The sequence below is a fragment of the Modestobacter sp. VKM Ac-2979 genome, assembly GCF_026967995.1.
In the GTDB taxonomy this organism is placed as follows: Bacteria; Actinomycetota; Actinomycetes; order Mycobacteriales; family Geodermatophilaceae; genus Modestobacter.
In genome coordinates, this window is record NZ_JAPVBO010000007.1 from 94,354 (window position 1) to 109,295 (window position 14,942).

Annotated in this window: 13 protein-coding genes; 7 read left to right on the forward strand and 6 right to left on the reverse strand. The window is 75.0% G+C overall.

The features are described 5' to 3' along the window. Positions 1-75 precede the first annotated feature (75 nt). Positions 76-690 (forward strand): hypothetical protein, encoded by a 615-nt coding sequence (locus O2W15_RS20035; protein ID WP_269180677.1) that lies wholly within the window; start codon positions 76-78, stop codon positions 688-690. 22 nt (positions 691-712) lie between these two features. Here the strand turns inward: O2W15_RS20035 and O2W15_RS20040 are convergent, their stop codons facing one another. The 5 genes from O2W15_RS20040 to O2W15_RS20060 all read right to left on the reverse strand — a co-directional run bounded on the left by O2W15_RS20040 (position 713) and on the right by O2W15_RS20060 (position 5,971). Next, positions 713-1,948, reverse strand: coding sequence for an AI-2E family transporter (locus tag O2W15_RS20040; RefSeq protein WP_269180678.1), 1,236 nt, complete (start codon positions 1,946-1,948; stop codon positions 713-715). A gap of 31 nt (positions 1,949-1,979) precedes the next feature. Then, positions 1,980-2,147 (reverse strand): hypothetical protein, encoded by a 168-nt coding sequence (locus O2W15_RS20045; RefSeq protein ID WP_269180679.1) that lies wholly within the window; start codon positions 2,145-2,147, stop codon positions 1,980-1,982. Between the two features lie 182 nt (positions 2,148-2,329). After that, positions 2,330-2,950 carry a CAP domain-containing protein gene (locus tag O2W15_RS20050; RefSeq protein ID WP_269163599.1) on the reverse strand — a complete coding sequence of 207 codons (621 nt, stop codon included), beginning with the start codon at positions 2,948-2,950 and terminating at the stop codon, positions 2,330-2,332. Between the two features lie 127 nt (positions 2,951-3,077). Next, positions 3,078-4,565 carry an amidohydrolase family protein gene (locus O2W15_RS20055; RefSeq protein ID WP_269180680.1) on the reverse strand — a complete coding sequence of 496 codons (1,488 nt, stop codon included), beginning with the start codon at positions 4,563-4,565 and terminating at the stop codon, positions 3,078-3,080. Continuing rightward, the gene (locus tag O2W15_RS20060) at positions 4,565-5,971 is read right to left on the reverse strand and encodes a serine hydrolase domain-containing protein (RefSeq protein ID WP_269180681.1); all 1,407 of its coding nucleotides are present in this window, start codon (positions 5,969-5,971) and stop codon (positions 4,565-4,567) included. The genes O2W15_RS20055 and O2W15_RS20060 overlap by 1 nt, the downstream gene beginning before the upstream one ends. A 159-nt stretch (positions 5,972-6,130) precedes the next feature. Between O2W15_RS20060 and O2W15_RS20065 the strand changes: the two genes are divergently transcribed. The 5 genes from O2W15_RS20065 to O2W15_RS20085 all read left to right on the forward strand — a co-directional run bounded on the left by O2W15_RS20065 (position 6,131) and on the right by O2W15_RS20085 (position 13,320). Then, positions 6,131-7,519, forward strand: coding sequence for a serine hydrolase domain-containing protein (locus O2W15_RS20065; RefSeq protein ID WP_269163602.1), 1,389 nt, complete (start codon positions 6,131-6,133; stop codon positions 7,517-7,519). 124 nt (positions 7,520-7,643) lie between these two features. Next, entirely contained in the window at positions 7,644-9,227 is a 1,584-nt protein-coding gene (locus O2W15_RS20070; protein WP_269180682.1) for an ABC transporter substrate-binding protein, read from the forward strand. A 43-nt stretch (positions 9,228-9,270) separates the two neighbouring features. Further along, positions 9,271-10,317, forward strand: coding sequence for an ABC transporter permease (locus O2W15_RS20075; RefSeq protein ID WP_269163604.1), 1,047 nt, complete (start codon positions 9,271-9,273; stop codon positions 10,315-10,317). Between the two features lie 4 nt (positions 10,318-10,321). Beyond that, positions 10,322-12,346, forward strand: coding sequence for a dipeptide/oligopeptide/nickel ABC transporter permease/ATP-binding protein (locus O2W15_RS20080; protein ID WP_269163605.1), 2,025 nt, complete (start codon positions 10,322-10,324; stop codon positions 12,344-12,346). Beyond that, positions 12,343-13,320, forward strand: a complete 978-nt coding sequence (locus O2W15_RS20085; protein ID WP_269180683.1) for an ABC transporter ATP-binding protein — start codon at positions 12,343-12,345, stop codon at positions 13,318-13,320. The genes O2W15_RS20080 and O2W15_RS20085 overlap by 4 nt, the downstream gene beginning before the upstream one ends. Positions 13,321-13,341: 21 nt before the next feature. On the opposite strand, the gene O2W15_RS20090 is transcribed toward O2W15_RS20085, so the two are convergent. Next, positions 13,342-13,875, reverse strand: a complete 534-nt coding sequence (locus O2W15_RS20090; RefSeq protein WP_269180684.1) for a DinB family protein — start codon at positions 13,873-13,875, stop codon at positions 13,342-13,344. A 92-nt stretch (positions 13,876-13,967) separates the two neighbouring features. Here O2W15_RS20090 and O2W15_RS20095 point away from each other — a divergent pair, with 92 nt between their 5' ends. Further along, a complete protein-coding gene (locus O2W15_RS20095) occupies positions 13,968-14,930 on the forward strand; it encodes a helix-turn-helix transcriptional regulator (protein WP_269180685.1) in 963 nt (320 codons plus the stop codon). The last annotated feature ends 12 nt before the right edge of the window (positions 14,931-14,942 follow it).

A 14,942-nucleotide genomic window follows, 5' to 3' on the forward strand; every position in this document is an offset into this window, starting at 1 on the left:
GGGTAGGCCCTCGGGGACGGACCGCCCACCGGTCGCGCAGACCCCCGGCCGACCGCTGACGAGCGAAGGAGCGAGATGACCAGGGACCACCGTCGGCTGCGAGGACCTGCTGCCGGCTGGCGGCGTCGGGCGCTCCCGCTCGGCGTGCTCCTCGTCGTCACGACCGGCCTCGTCGGTTGCGGGCAGGACCCGGCGCCGGTGGAGCCCGAGGTCACGGCCGAGGAGCTCCAGGACGTCCGGGACGAGATCGAGGCGCTGGAGCGGCGGGTCGGGGCGCTGGAGTCCGAGTCCACCGCCGAGCCGACGGCCGAGCCCGACGAGGGCGACCCGACCGAGCCGCCCGTGGAGCCGACCCCGCAGTTCACCGACGGCGAGGACGTGTCCGTGCGGGCCGAGGTCGTCGGCCTGATCGCCACCACCGACATCGGCACCGCGTTCCGCGTCTCCACCGGCTCCGGGCGAGCCGTGGCGGTGGTGTCGGCGACCCCGGTCCCGCCGCTGGCGGTGCAGGACGTCGTCCGGGTCACCGGCACCGCGACGACGGTGGACCCGGAGACCTTCGAGCGGGACTTCGGGATCGCCGCGGCCGTGGTCTTCGACGACCCGGACGCCTTCTTCGCCGGCGAGGCCGGGCAGATCGCCATCGCCGCCGACCAGGTGGAGCTGACCGGGGCGTCGGCCGTCGACTGAGCCGCCCGGGGGCGACCGCCGGTCAGGCCGGGGGAGCCGCGGCCGGCAGCGGGCGGTCCGACCCGTCGAGCGGCTCGTCGGACGCGGGGTGAGTCCGCAGGTGCTCCACGACGCGGTAGACCACCGCGAGCATCGGGACCGCCAGCAGGGCACCGGGCACGCCGGCGACCAGGCCTCCGGCGGTGACCCCCAGCAGGATGACGACCGGGTGCAGCCGGACCGCCCGGCCCATGATCAGCGGCTGCAGCACGTTGCCCTCGACCTGCTGGACCACCAGCACGACCACCAGCACGATGACCGCATCGGTCACCCCGTTGGTGACCAGGGTGACCAGCACCGCCACCGCGCCGCTGACGGTCGCGCCGACGATCGGGACGAAGGCGCCGATGAAGGTGAGCAGCGTCAACGACAGCCACAACGGCACACCCAGGACGAGCAGCGCCAGTCCGATGCCGACGGCGTCGATCAGGGCCACCACGATCACGCCGCGGACGTAGCCGGCCAGCGTGTCCCAGGCCGCGAGCCCGGCGCCGTCGACCCTCGCCCGGCTCCGGTCGGGCACCCGGGCCAGCAGCCAGGCCCACATCCCGGCGCCGTCCTTGAGCAGGAAGAACACCAGGAAGACGATCAGCACCAGCCCGCCCAGTGCGAACAGGCCCAGCTGTGCCCCGGCACCCGGGCTCGGGGTGGCCTCGTACAGCCGTGTGACGATGTCGTTGCGGACGTCGGCGACCTGCTGCGCGTCCAGCTGCAGCGGACCCTCGATCAGCCACACCCGGATCCGGTCGATCCCGGCCGCCAGCGGCCGGGTCAGGTCCTGCAGGGTCGCGGCGGCCCGGAAGCCGATCAGGAAGCCGATGCCGGCCAGCACACCCAGCAGCAGCAGGACGGCGCCCAGCGCCGCCAGACCGCCGGGCACGCCCACCCGCCGCAGCCGGCCGGCGACCGGGGCGCTCAGCGCGGTCAGCAGCACCGCGACCGCCACCGCGAAGGTCAGCATGGGCAGCCGGAAGAGCAGCCAGAAGACCAGCCAGACGACGGCCGCGAGCGCCAGCGTGGCCCCGCCCACGGCCATCGTCCGCAGCGCCCAGGCGGGCATCACGCTCGGCTGGACCGGTGCGGCGACGGCAGGTCGAGTGGGCGAGGGGACGGTGGGGGACTCCGTGCTGGCCGGCCGCTCGGCGTGCTCGTCGTCGGCAGGAGGGCCGCCGTCCAGGTGGCGGTCTCGGCGGCCGGTGGCCCTCGCCCGGCGGATCATCGTCTGCTCCTGTGTCCCGTGCCCCGCACGATCACGTCTTCTCGGACTGGTGTCGGCGCGGCGCCCGACGCAGCATGACCCGGTACCCGACCAGCAGCATCGCGTCGGCCAGCAGCCGCCAGAGTCCCAGGAGGACGGCGGTGGCCGGCGACGTGGTCCCGTACCGCTCGGAGAAGGCGGCGAAGGACTCCAGGTACACCAGGTGGCCGCAGGTGGCCGACCGCCCCCGCAGGCCGCGGCCGCCGGTCGCGGGTCCGTGCCAGCCGACCGCGGGTCCGGGTGAGCGCGCGCAGCTGCGGCACGGAGAGGGCGGAGGTCATCGGGGCGGGCCTACCCGACCGGAGGCGTCGGGCAATCCCCGGGCGGCGGAGCGGGCCGGCGTCAGCAGGTGGGGCCGTCGTCGGCTGGGCGGGTGATCGGCTCGACCGGCGGCGTGGTGCTGGCGACCGCCGGCCGGTCGGCACCCGCCGTCCGGCCGAACTCCTGGGTCGCCCACACCGACCCGTCGGGGCCGCAGTGGACGCCCACCCCGAGCCGGTCCCAGCCGGGGTTGAGCACGTTGGCCCGGTGGCCGTCCGAGCGCATCCAGCCGGCGTGGATCGTCCCGGCCGGCACCGGGCCGGTCGCGGAGAAGATGTTCTCGCCCACCGCCCGGAACCCGGACAGCTCGTCGCCCTGCAACAGCGACTGGATGTCCTGGTGCTCGAACTGCCCGGTGTCGGCCATCTCCGTGCTCCAGTCGCGGGCGACCGTGGCCAGCGCGTCGTTCCAGGCCACCGGTTCCAGCCCGCGGGCCTCCCGCTCCTCGTTCACCCGGTCGAACACCGCCCGGGCGATCTGGTCCTCGGCCGGTGCCGCCGCATCCCCGGCGGGTGCCGACTGCGGTGCCGGGCCGGACGCGACGAGGGCGTCGGACCCGGAGGGCGAGGCGACGACGCACCCGGTGGAGCCGAGCAGCACGGCCAGGGCACCGGCGACGAGCGCCGGGCGGATGCGGATCACCCACGAGGCGTACCCGGTCGGACCCGGCGCAGCCCTCACCGGGCTCGATCGCGGCCGATCCGTGACCCGGTCCCCGGTCCGGTCCGTCGCCCAGGCGGCGCAGGCGGCGCAGGCCGCGGCAGACCCGTCAGACCGCGCCCGAGCGCACCGCCCGGCCGGGCAGCACGTCGGTGCGCAGCTCCCCGTCCCGGACCACCGGCGTCCCGGCGACCAGCACGTGCCGGAAGCCGCTGGACGGCGCGACCTGGGTGTACGTCGCGTGGTCGGTGACCGTGTCCGGGTCGAAGACCACGAGGTCGGCGTCAGCGCCGACCTGTACCCGGCCCTTGCGGCGCATCGCCGGGACGGCGCCCTCCAGGATCTGTGCCGGCAGCAGCGACGAGCGGCGCAGCGCCTCGGTCAGGCTGAGCAGACCTCGTTCACGCACCAGCCAGCGCAGCGTCCGCGCGTAGGAACCGGCCGAGCGCGGGTGGGTGACCATGTCCGGTCGAGGTGGCCAGGAATCCGGTGCGGGGCCTCCGCCCGGGGCGACCAAGGGCATCGCGTCGGTGGCGATCGCGGTGTCGGCCAGGGTGAACGACCGCTCCAGGACGGCGAGGTCGGCCGGGTCGTCCTCGTCGAGGAAGTGCACCACCACGCCGCCGCCGGGGTCGGTCGCGCGCAGCTCGGCCAGCCGGCGGTCGTCGGCGACCCGCTCCCCGGTGGGCAGGTAGGTCAGCTGCCGTGGGCCGATCCCCAGCCGGGGCAGCAGCTCGGGGGCGAGGAACGCCGCGCCGATGACCGTGGCGCCGGCGCCGTAGGGATAGGCCTCGGTGCTGACGCTGACGCCGCCCACCCGGGCGGCGTCGATCGCGCCGGCGACCTCGTCGATCATCCGGGTGGAGGTGCTGTTCACGTGGCACATGTGCATGTGCGCCCCGGTGCCGGCCGCGGCGGCGATCACCTCCAGGGCGCCCTCCAGCGAGGTGCCCGGCTCGGCAGTGGAGATGAAGCGGGTGTGGGTGAAGGTCGGCACGCCCAGTCGGGCGGCGAGACCGGCCAGCCGGAAGTACTCGGCCCGGCCGCTGTCCGGTGCGTAGCCGACCAGCACCCCGATGCCCAGCGCGCCCTCGCCGACCGCGTCGGCCAGCAGGTCCAGGATGCGGCCGACGTCCCGGTCGCTCGCCGGACCGCGCCAGTTCGGCAGCGACTGGTGGGTGGCGAACAGGTCCAGCGAGGCGTCGGCCACCAACGGCACCCCGTCGAGCACGTGCATCCGGGCGTCGGCCCAGGACGCGGAGAACCCGAAGTTCACCGGCCGGCCCTCCGCCTCGGCCCGTGCGTAGGCGCCGGCGACCGGCAGCACCCCGGCCTCCAGCTCCAGCGCGGTGGTCACGCCGTCGAGGGCCTGCAGCCGTAGCCCGGTGGTGCTCTGCGCATGGCTGTGCAGGTCGATGAAGCCGGGCGCCAGCACCTGCCCGGCGACGTCCCACACCTCCCGGGCCGGCGGCGCCGCCTCGCCGACCGAGGTGATCGCGCCGCCGGTGATCCCCACCGCCCGCACCCCGTCCAGGCCGGTCTCCGGGTCGATGACCCGGGCGCCGGTCAGGACGAGGTCGGCCACCGGTGCGGGCATCAGGCCTTCCGCGGTTGCGCGCGGGCGCCGTAGTGCAGGTACTCGCTGCCGTCGGGCAGCGAGTAGAAGACCGCCGCCATCCAGGTCTCCTCGCCCGGCGCCCGGGTGGCGTACAGGCCCTGCTCGACCGGGTGCAGCTCCATCTCCTCCACGGTCGCGCCGGTGGACAGGGCGACCTCCCCGGTCGGGATGATCCGCAGCACCAGCCCACCGTCGCGCTCGAACACCTCGGTGGTGATCGAGCTGCGCTCGTAGGTGCCCACGTAGCCGGAGTGGTCCACGTCCGGCGCGGTGGCCGGCGGCTCCAGCTGCCCGGCCATCTGCACCCCGGCGAGCTCGGCGAACAGCTCGCGGTACAGCTCGCTGTACAGGTCGCGGGGGTGGCCGCCGTTGGTCAGCAGCGCCACCGCGAGGCCCTGGGAGGGCAGCACCCGCAGGAAGGCGTTCTGCCCGATCGTCGTCCCGTCGTGGCCGTAGAGCCGTTCGCCGTCCCAGTCGAACCGGATCCAGCCCAGCCCCCACGAGTCACCGAGGGAGTACTTGTCCGGCAGGTCGGTCTGCAGCTCCTGCATCCGGGTCGTGGCGGCCGCGGACAGCAGCACGTCGCCGTCCGGGCCGCGGCCGTCGCGCAGGTGCAGCCGGGCGAAGGCGGTGACGTCGCGGGCGGTGGCGTTCACCAGGCCGGCCGGGCCGAGCGAGCGGGGGAGCAGCCAGGTGGTCGTCGGCTGCAGGTCGGCGTCCTCGCCCGGCTCGATGTGCCCGACGGCGGCGCGGTGCAGGATCGCCTCCTCCGGCAGCGTGGAGGTGTGGGTGAGCCCGAGGGGCTCGATGATGCGCTCGCGCAGGGCGGCGTCCCAGGTCTTGCCGGTGAGCACCTCGACCACCCGCCCGGCGAGGTTGAACCCGGAGTTGCAGTAGGAGAAGGTGGCGCCCAGCGGGTGGTTCTGTGCCACGTCGGCCAGCGCCGCGACGTACTTCTCCAGCACGTCGTCGCCGCGGCCGGTGTCGGTGAAGACGTCGCCGTCGATGCCGCTGGTGTGGGTGAGCAGGTGCCGCATGGTCACCTGCTTGGCGACGTCGGGGTCGCCGAGCTGGAGCTCGGGCAGCACCTCGACCAGCGGGGCGTCGAGGTCGAGCTTGCCCTCGTCGACCAGCTGCATCACGAGCGTGGCGGTCCAGACCTTGGTGATCGAGCCGATCTGGAACACCGAGTCGGTGGTCACCTCCACCCCGGTCCCCATGTTCAGCACACCGGTGGCGGCCTCCACCAGTTCGTCCGCGCCGCCGTCGGCGCCCAGCCGCAGGACGGCGAGCGTCGCGCCGGGCACCCCGTGTCGCCGGGCCAGCTCGTCCAGTCGCTGCTGCCAGTGCTGCTGGTCGATCGCAGGGCGTGTGGCCGTGGTCATCTGCTGCTCCGTCCGGTCGGCGTCCGGGGCCGGTCCGACCCACGGGCGCAGCCTGCCGCGCCGGCCGTCACGGATCTTCGTCGGCGCCGACGAAGGCGCCCGCGCAGCGCTGGCCGCGACCACGAACAACCAGCTGACCAGCGCTCCTACGGTGCCCGCATGACGAAGCTGGACGAGGTCGGAGCCTGGATCCGCGACCGCCTGCCGGCGCTGCTGGCCGAGCACGGGGTGCCGGCCGCCGGGGTGGCGGTGCTCGCCGAGGGTGAGGTGGTCGACGCCGCCGCCGGGGTGCTCAGCACCGTGACCGAGGTGGCCGCGACACCGGACACGCTGTTCCAGATCGGCTCGATCACCAAGGTCTGGACGGCGACCCTGGTGATGCAGCTGGTCGACGAGGGCCTGGTCGCCCTGGAGGACCCGGTCAGCCGGCACCTGCCCGGCCTGACGTTGGCCGATGAGTCGGCGGCACGCACCCTCACCGTGCGCCAGCTGCTGAGCCACACCGCCGGCTTCGAGGGCGACGTGTTCACCGACACCGGCCGCGGCGACGACGCCCTGGAGCGCTACGTCGCCGGGCTCGGCGACGTGGCACAGCTCTTCCCACCCGGCGAGCAGTTCTCCTACAACAACGCCGGCTACTGCGTCCTCGGCCGGCTGGTGGAGGTGCTGCGCGGCAAGCCGTTCGACGAGTGCCTGGCGGAGCGCCTGTTCACCCCCCTCGGCCTCACCCACGCCGCGGCCAGCCCGTACGAGGCGATCGTCCACCGGGTCGCGGTCGGCCACGTGCGCCCCGAGCCGGACGCCGCGGAGGTGCCGGCACCGATGTGGGCCATGGCCCGGTCCAACGCCCCGGCCGGCTCGATGCTGTCGATGCGGGCACGGGACCTGCTCGCCTTCGCCCGGATGCACCTGGAGGCGGGCAAGGCCGCCGACGGGTCGAGCGTCCTGGACGCCGGCACGGTCGCGGCGATGCAGGAACGCCAGGTGGACCTCCCCGACATCCGGGTGATGGGCGACGCCTGGGGGCTGGGCTGGGAGCTGTTCGACGGCCAGGGCACCCCGGTCATCGGGCACGACGGCAACACCATCGGCCAGGCCTCGTTCCTGCGGGTCCTGCCCGAGCAGGGCATCGCGGTCGTGCTGCTCACCAACGGCGGGGACCCCTACGGGCTGTACCGGGACGTCGTGGGCCACGTGCTGCGGGAGCTGGCCGACGTGCAGCTCCGGGCGCTGCCGGTGCCGCCGGTCGACCCGCCCCGGGTCGACGCGACGCGGTACGCCGGCACGTACAGCAGCCGGGTGGCCGACCTGGTCGTCAGCCAGGACGACGACGGCCGGATCTGGCTGGAGATGCGCCCCAAGGACATCGCCCTGGAGATGGGCGAGCAGCCCGAGCGCAGCGAGCTGGTCTCCTTCGCCCCGGACACGCTGATCCCGGTGCAGGCCCAGTCCGGCCTGCACGTGCCCTTCGCCTTCCTCGGCGACGACGGCGCCGGTCATGCGCGGTTCATGCACATCGGCCGCGCCGTCCCGCGGGTCGCCGGATGACACCGCCCGGCCGGCTCGTCACCCACGACGAGCCGGTGCGGTCGGCCTCGTCCGTCCGGACGAAGAACCTGCGGCTGTCGCGCGGCAGCCTTCTCGCAACCGCCGCATCAGGAGAGGACACACCATGAGGCTCATCCGGACCGGCGTCGGCGTCTCCGCCGCCACGCTCCTCCTCGCCGGGTGCGGTGGCGGAGACGACGGGGGTGGCGGCAGCGGTGAGGTCGTCGACGGCGGCACCTTCACCATGGCGCTGTCCTCCGACCCGGGGAACCTCGACCCGCAGGCCTCGGCGGCCAGCGACCTCTTCCAGCTCAGCCACTTCGCCTACGACTCCCTGGTGTTCATCGACAGCGAGGGGGAGGTCGTCTCGGGGATCGCCGAGGAGTGGACGGTCGACGCCGAGACCGTCACCCTGACCATCGGCGACGACGTCACCTGCTCCGACGGTTCGCCCTTCACCGCGAGCGACGCGGCGGCCAACCTCAACTGGATCGCCGACCCGGCCAACCAGAGCCCGTTCCTCGGGGTCTTCGTGCCGGCCGGCGTCCAGGCCACCGCGGACGACGCCACCGGCACCGTGACCATGGACCTGGCCGGGCCCGCGCCCTTCGTGCTGGAGGGCCTGGCCGGCGTCCCGATGGTCTGCGCCGCAGGCCTGGAGGACCGCGACCAGCTGGCCGCGGAGACCCTCGGCACCGGGCCCTACGAGCTCACCGAGGCCGTCCCCAGCGACCACTACACCTACACCCTGCGCGAGGGGTACACCTGGGGCCCCGACGGCGCAGGCACCGACGTCGAGGGCATGCCCGACGAGATCGTGGCGCAGGTCGTCGGCAACGAGACCACCTCGGCGAACCTGCTGCTGTCCGGCGGGCTCAGCGCCGCCCAGATCCTGGGCCCGGACGCCGAGCGGCTGGCCGAGGAGGGCCTGTTCGACGCGACCGTCACCGCGGTGCTGGGCGAGATGTGGTACCACCACGGCGAGGGCCACCCCACGGCCGACCCGGCGGTGCGGATGGCGCTGACCCAGGCGGTCGACCTGGACCAGCTGGCCGAGGTGATCACCGCCGGCCGCGGCGGACCCGGCACCACGTTCGCCGCCTCCGCCCCGGCTTCCTGCCCCGGCGACTCGATCTCCGGCGCGCTGCCCGAGTACGACCTGGCGGCCGCCCAGCAGCTGCTCGACGAGGCGGGCTGGGAGGCCGGCGCCGACGGCGTGCGCAGCAAGGACGGCCAACGGCTGGAGCTGACGTTCCTCTACGACAGCGCGCTGGGCGCGCCGGGCTCCGCGGCCGCCGAGCTCGTCGTCGCCGCCTGGACCGAGCTCGGCGCCGAGGTGACGACGACGCCGAAGGACGAGACCGCCGCGGTCGAGACCATCTTCGGCACCGGTGACTGGGACGTCGCCTGGATCCCGGTCAACGTCAGCAGCCCGGACCAGCTGGTGCCCTTCCTGTCCGGCCCGACGGTGCCCGACGGCAACAACTTCGCCGCCATCGACAACGCCGACTACACCCAGCTGGTGGCCGAGGCGATGACCATGATCGGCACGGAGGGCTGCGACACCTGGCTGGAGGCGGAGGCCGCCCTGGTCCGGGACGCCGACGTCGTCCCGTTCGCCAACCAGGACGTGAGCTTCTTCGGCAGCGGCGCGGAGTTCGAGGTCGTCGACGTCCTCCAGCCGACCAGCATCCGGATGGTCGACTGACCCGGCCCCGGACGACGACGCAGGCGGCGGGGAGGGGGTGACGGTGACGAGCACGACGACGACGACCGGCACGGCGACGGCGACCGGCGCGACGGCGGCGCCCGGCGCGACGGCGGGGCGCCGGGGGGTGGACGCGGCACTCGACAGCCCGTGGCTGCGGTTCGCCGCCCGGCGCGCCGGCCGGCTCGTCGTCTCGCTGTGGGTGCTGGTCACCGCGTCGTTCCTGATGATCCACCTGATCCCGGGTGACCCGGTCCGGGCGGCGCTGGGGCCGACCGCGCCGGCGTCGCTGGTGGCGGCCCGGCGGGCGTCCCTCGGCCTGGACGACCCGCTGTGGCTGCAGTACGTGCACTACCTGCAGGGCGTCCTCACCGGCGACCTCGGGACGTCGCTCACCTCCCGGCTGCCGGTCTCGGAGGTGATCTCCCAGCGGCTGCCGGCGACGGCGCAGCTGGCGGTGCTGGCGTTCCTGGTGGTCGTGGCCCTCGCCGTCCCGATCGGGGTGGCGATGGGCGTGCTGACCCGGGGTGGGCGCGCCCGTCGCCGCGAGCTGGCGTTCTCCTCGGCGAGCGTCGTCGCCGGGGCGGTCCCGGACTTCCTGCTCGGCGTCGGCCTGGTCTACGTCTTCGGCGTCCAGCTGGGCTGGCTGCCGGTGGCCGGCCAGCGGGGTGCGAGCTCCTACGTCCTGCCGGTGCTGGCCCTGGCCGTCGGGCCGGCCGCCGCGCTGGCCCGGATCCTGCGGGTGGAGATGCTCTCGGTGCTGCAGGCCGACCACGTGCGCACCGCCCGGGCCAAACGCCTCCCGGCGCCGAAGGTCTACCTCCGGCACGCCATGCCGAACGCGCTGACCGCGACGATCACGCTGGGCGGGCTGCTGCTCAGCGCGCTGGTCGCGGGCACGGTGCTGGTGGAGAACGTCTTCGCCTGGCCGGGGCTGGGCAGCACGATCGTCTCCTCGATCCTGCTCAAGGACTACTCCGTGGTGCAGGGCATCGTGCTCGTCTACGGCGCCGGGGTGCTGCTGGTGAACCTGACCGTCGACGTGGTGCTCGCGCTGCTGGACCCGCGCTCGGCCATCCGGGAGAGCTGAGTCGATGACGACCGCACCGATGCCGCCCACCGCCGCCGACCAGCCGGCCGCCGCCCCCACCCGGCGGTCGGCGGCGCGGGCCCGCTGGCTCGCCGTGCTCCGCACCCCGGTCGGCGCCGGCGCGGGCCTGCTGCTGGCCGTGGTGCTCCTGCTTGCGGTGTTCGGCCCGGTGTTCTGGTCCGACGCGGCCGACACCGTGGACACCACCGCAGCGATGCAGGGCGCCTCCGGTGAGCACTGGGTGGGCACCGATGCCCTGGGCCGCGACCTGTTCGCCCGGGTGCTGGTGGCGACTCGGCTGTCCATCGGCCTGGCGCTGCTGGCGACGCTGATCGCGGTGGTCCTCGGGTTGCTGCTGGGCACCGCGCCGCTGCTGCTGGGCCGGCGCGCCGGGCGGCTGGTGACCGCAGGGGTCGACATCGCCGTCGCCTTCCCCGGGCTGCTGCTGGCGCTCTTCTTCGCCGTCGTCTTCGGGGTGGGGGCGACCGGGGCGGTGCTGGCCATCGGCTTCGCCGGTGCACCCTCCTTCGCCCGGCTCTCCCACACGCTGGCCGCCGGGATCGCCGACCGCGACTTCGTCGCCGCCGCCCGCATCGCCGGGGTGGGCCGGGTGCGGGTGCTCCTGCGGCACGTGCTGCCCAACATCGGCGAGCCACTGGTGGTGAACGCGACGATCGGCGCCGGCGGCGCACTGCTGGCCTTCGCCGGGCTGTCCTTCCTCGGTCTGGGCGTGCAGGCGCCCAGCTACGACTGGGGGCGGCTGCTCCAGGACGGGCTCAGCGGCATCTACATCCACCCGGAGGCGGCGCTGGCCCCCGGCGTCGCGATCGTCGTCGCCGGCCTGGCGTTCAACCTGTTCGGTGAGGCGGTGGCCAAGGGCATCGGGCTGACCGCCGCCGTGAACGGGGCGTACCCGGTGCCCGGGGGCTCCCGGGCCGACACCGTGCCGGCCCCGGTCACCGACGACGGCACCCCGGCCACCGACCCCGGCCCGGCGGCGGACCGGCCGGTGCTCGACGTCCAGGACCTCTCGGTGACCTTCCCGGGGCCCCGTGGGCTGGTGCGCCCGGTCCGCGGGGTGAGCTTCCGGATCGGCCGGGGCGAGGCGGTCGGGGTCGTCGGGGAGTCCGGCTCGGGCAAGTCGCTCACCGCACTGGCGATCGCCCGGCTGGTCGAGCAGCCCGGCGAGGTCACCGCGGACCGGCTGGAGTTCCAGGGCACCGACCTGCTGACCGGGTCCGAGCGCAGCCACCGCCGGCTGCTGGGCACCTCGTTCGCGATGGTCTTCCAGGACCCGATGACGTCGTTCAACCCGACCCGCCGGATCGGGCGTCAGCTGGCCGAGGTCGCCGAGGAGCACCAGGGGATGAACCGGCGGCAGGCGCTGGACCGCGCCGTCGACCGGCTCCGCAGTGTCCGGGTGCCCGCGGCCGAGCGCCGCGCGCACCAGTACCCGCACGAGTTCTCCGGCGGGATGCGGCAGCGGGCGATGATCGGCATGGGCCTGATGGGCGAGCCGACGCTGATCGTCGCCGACGAGCCGACCACCGCGCTGGACGTGACCGTGCAGCGGCAGGTGCTGGACCTGCTGGCCGCGGTGCGCGCCGCCGACGGCGTGGCGCTGCTGCTGATCAGCCACGACGTCGCCGTCGTCGGGCAGGTGTGTGACCGGGTGCTGGTGATGTACGCCGGCCGCGTGGTGGAGGACCTGCCGGCGGCCGAGCTCGACACCGGAGCCCGCCATCCCTACACGCGGGCGCTGGTGGCCGCGGTCCCCGACATGGACGTCGACCTGGACGCGCCGCTGCCGGTCATCCCCGGCCGGCCGGTCGACCCGGCGCACCAGCCGCCGGGCTGTGCCTACGCGCCCCGGTGCCCACTGGCGTCGGCGCGGTGCACCGACGAGGACCCGGCCCTCGCCGACGACGGGGCCGGCTGGCGGGTGGCCTGCTGGCACGCCGGTGAGGTCACCGACCGCGCCGTCCCCGGTGCTGCGCCGGTGGCGGTCTCCCTGGGGGAGCGGGCATGAGCGAGCTGCGGTTCGACGACGTGAGCGTCCGGTACGGCTCCCGGCGGCGGGCGATGACCGCCGTCGACCGGGTGAGCCTCACGGTGCCGGACGGCGCGGTCGTCGGCCTGGTGGGGGAGTCCGGCTCGGGCAAGTCGACGCTGGCCCGCGCGGCCGTGGGCCTCACGCCGCTGTCCGGGGGTCGGATCCTGCTCGACGGGGAGCCGCTGCGGCACGGATCGGGCCCGCGGCCGGTGCAGATGGTCTTCCAGGACCCGTACTCCTCGCTCGACCCGCGGATGACGATCGGGGACAGCGTCGCGGAGGCGGTGCCGCGCGGGGTCCGGTCGGCCGAGCGGCGGCGTGAGGTGGCCCGGCTGCTGGACCTGGTCGAGCTGGACCCGGCCCGGGCCGGCGCCTACCCCGGCCAGCTGTCCGGCGGTCAGCGGCAGCGGGTGGCGCTGGCCCGCGCGCTGGCCGCCCGGCCCGCGGTGGTCGTCGCCGACGAGATCACCTCCGCGCTCGACGTCTCCATCCAGGGCACGGTGCTGAACCTGGTGCGCCGGCTGCAGCGGGAACTGGGCACCTCGATGTTGTTCATCTCGCACAACCTGGCCGTCGTCCGGTACGTGGCCAGCGAGATCGCCGTGATGTACCTGGGCCGCATCGTCGAGCACGGGCCGGCCGAGCAGGTGCTCGCCGACCCGCAGCACCCCTACACCCGGGACCTGCTCGCAGCCGTGCCCGACTCCGCGCACGCCCGCTCGGATCGGCCCGCCCCCGACCCGACGCCGGCGGTGGTGGCGGCCGCGGAGCCCGCCGACCCGCACGCCCCGCCACCGGGGTGCCGGTACCACCCGCGCTGCCCGATCGGGCCGCTCGTCCACCCGGAGCGGGAGGTGTGCCGGACCACCGAGCCGACGGCCGACCACCGGCACGCCGCCGCCTGCCACTTCGCGCCGGCGCACGAGCCGCTGGCCGGCCGCCCCAGCTGACCGGGGTGCGCCGGCCCTCGGTCAGCCCATCGACTTCTGGCCGTCGATGGTCTCGCGCAGGACGTCGGCGTGGCCGGCGTGCTGGGCGATCTCGGCGATCATGTGCAGCACGACCCGGCGGGCGGACCACCGGGCGCCCGGCTCGAACCACGGCGCCGCCGGCAGCGGGTACGTGACGTCCAGGCTCGGCAGGGTCCGGACCAGCTCGTCGGTGCGCTGGGCGACCGTGGCGGCGTCGGCGAGCAGCTCGGCCAGCGTCTGGTCCGGGCCCATCACGAACTCCGCCGCCCACTCCTCCGCCGTCGACTCGTCGAACGCCGGGAAGGTGGCCGGGCCGGTCACCATGAACTCCGCCCACATCCGTTCCATGGCGGTGACGTGCTTGAGCAGGCCGCCCAGGGTCAGCTCGCTGACGGTGGGCCGCAGCCGGGCCTGCTCGTCGGTCAGCCCCTGCACCGTGTGGATCAGGAACATGCGGTGCTTGGCGAGCGACTCGAGCAGGTCTGCCCGCTCGCCGGTGACAGGGGTGGGGGTGGTGGTCTGGGTGGTGGTCATCGGTGTGCCCTCTCGTCGATGGGATCTTGTACCGACGATGCTGCCGGGCATCGGTGCCAGATCCTGTCCGCGATGGATGGCAGTCTCAGCGCATGGTCGACCCCACCTCCCGTGCGCTGCGCCTGCTCTCGCTGATGCAGGGCCGCCGCGACTGGGCCGGCGCCGACCTGGCCGGCCGGTTGGGCGTCTCGCTGCGGACGCTGCGCCGGGACGTGGACCGGCTGCGCGAGCTCGGCTACCCGGTGGAGGCCCGTCCCGGGGTGGACGGCGGCTACCGGCTGGCCGCCGGGGCCGCGCTGCCGCCGCTGGTGCTCGACGACGACGAGGCGGTGGCGCTCACCGTGGGGCTGCAGGCCGCGGCGGCCGGGGCGGGCGCCGGGATGGCCGAGCCCTCGGTGCGGGCCCTGACCAAGGTGCTGCCGGTGCTGCCCGCCCGGCTGCGCCGCCGGGTGGAGGCGCTGCGGGCGATGACCGTGCCCGCCCCACCCTGGTCCGACGGCGGCCCCGCGGTCGACCCGGGCGTGCTGGTGGCGGCCGCCCAGGCATGCCGGGAGACCGAGCGGCTGGAGTTCACCTACACCGCGGCCGGGAGACCACCGGCGGACCGGCTGGTGGAGCCGCACCGGCTCGTGCCGCTGGGCCGCCGCTGGTACCTCGTCGCCTACGACCCGTCCCGTGGTGACTGGCGCACCTTCCGGCTGGACCGGATGTCCGGGCTGCGGGGCACCGGGGCCCGGTTCGCCCCGCGACCGCTGCCGGCCGAGGACGCCGCAGCATTCGTCCGGGCGGGCATGGACCAGTTCCGCACGCCGACCGTCGTGGAGGCGGTGGTCGAGGCCCCGGCGGCGGTCGTCCGCGACCGGGTCGGTCGGTGGGTGCGGGTCACCGACGAGGGCCCGGACCGCTGCCGGCTGCACCTGGAGACCGACGACCTGGACTGGCCGGCCCTGGTGCTGGGCGCCGTCCGCGCGGAGTTCACCGTGGTCGCCCCGGTCGAGCTGCGGGAGCGGCTCGCGGAGTGGTCGCAGCGCTTCGCCCGCGCGGTGGCCGGCTGAGCACCGGTCACC

Coding starts and splice junctions, on each gene's coding strand:
- O2W15_RS20065 (WP_269163602.1), top strand. CDS start 6,131: ATGACGAAGCTGGACGAGGTCGGAGCCTGGATCCGCGACCGCCTGCCG.
- O2W15_RS20040 (WP_269180678.1), bottom strand. CDS start 1,948: ATGATCCGCCGGGCGAGGGCCACCGGCCGCCGAGACCGCCACCTGGAC.
- O2W15_RS20055 (WP_269180680.1), bottom strand. CDS start 4,565: ATGCCCGCACCGGTGGCCGACCTCGTCCTGACCGGCGCCCGGGTCATC.
- O2W15_RS20070 (WP_269180682.1), top strand. CDS start 7,644: ATGAGGCTCATCCGGACCGGCGTCGGCGTCTCCGCCGCCACGCTCCTC.
- O2W15_RS20060 (WP_269180681.1), bottom strand. CDS start 5,971: ATGACCACGGCCACACGCCCTGCGATCGACCAGCAGCACTGGCAGCAG.
- O2W15_RS20085 (WP_269180683.1), top strand. CDS start 12,343: ATGAGCGAGCTGCGGTTCGACGACGTGAGCGTCCGGTACGGCTCCCGG.
- O2W15_RS20080 (WP_269163605.1), top strand. CDS start 10,322: ATGACGACCGCACCGATGCCGCCCACCGCCGCCGACCAGCCGGCCGCC.
- O2W15_RS20090 (WP_269180684.1), bottom strand. CDS start 13,875: ATGACCACCACCCAGACCACCACCCCCACCCCTGTCACCGGCGAGCGG.
- O2W15_RS20035 (WP_269180677.1), top strand. CDS start 76: ATGACCAGGGACCACCGTCGGCTGCGAGGACCTGCTGCCGGCTGGCGG.
- O2W15_RS20095 (WP_269180685.1), top strand. CDS start 13,968: ATGGTCGACCCCACCTCCCGTGCGCTGCGCCTGCTCTCGCTGATGCAG.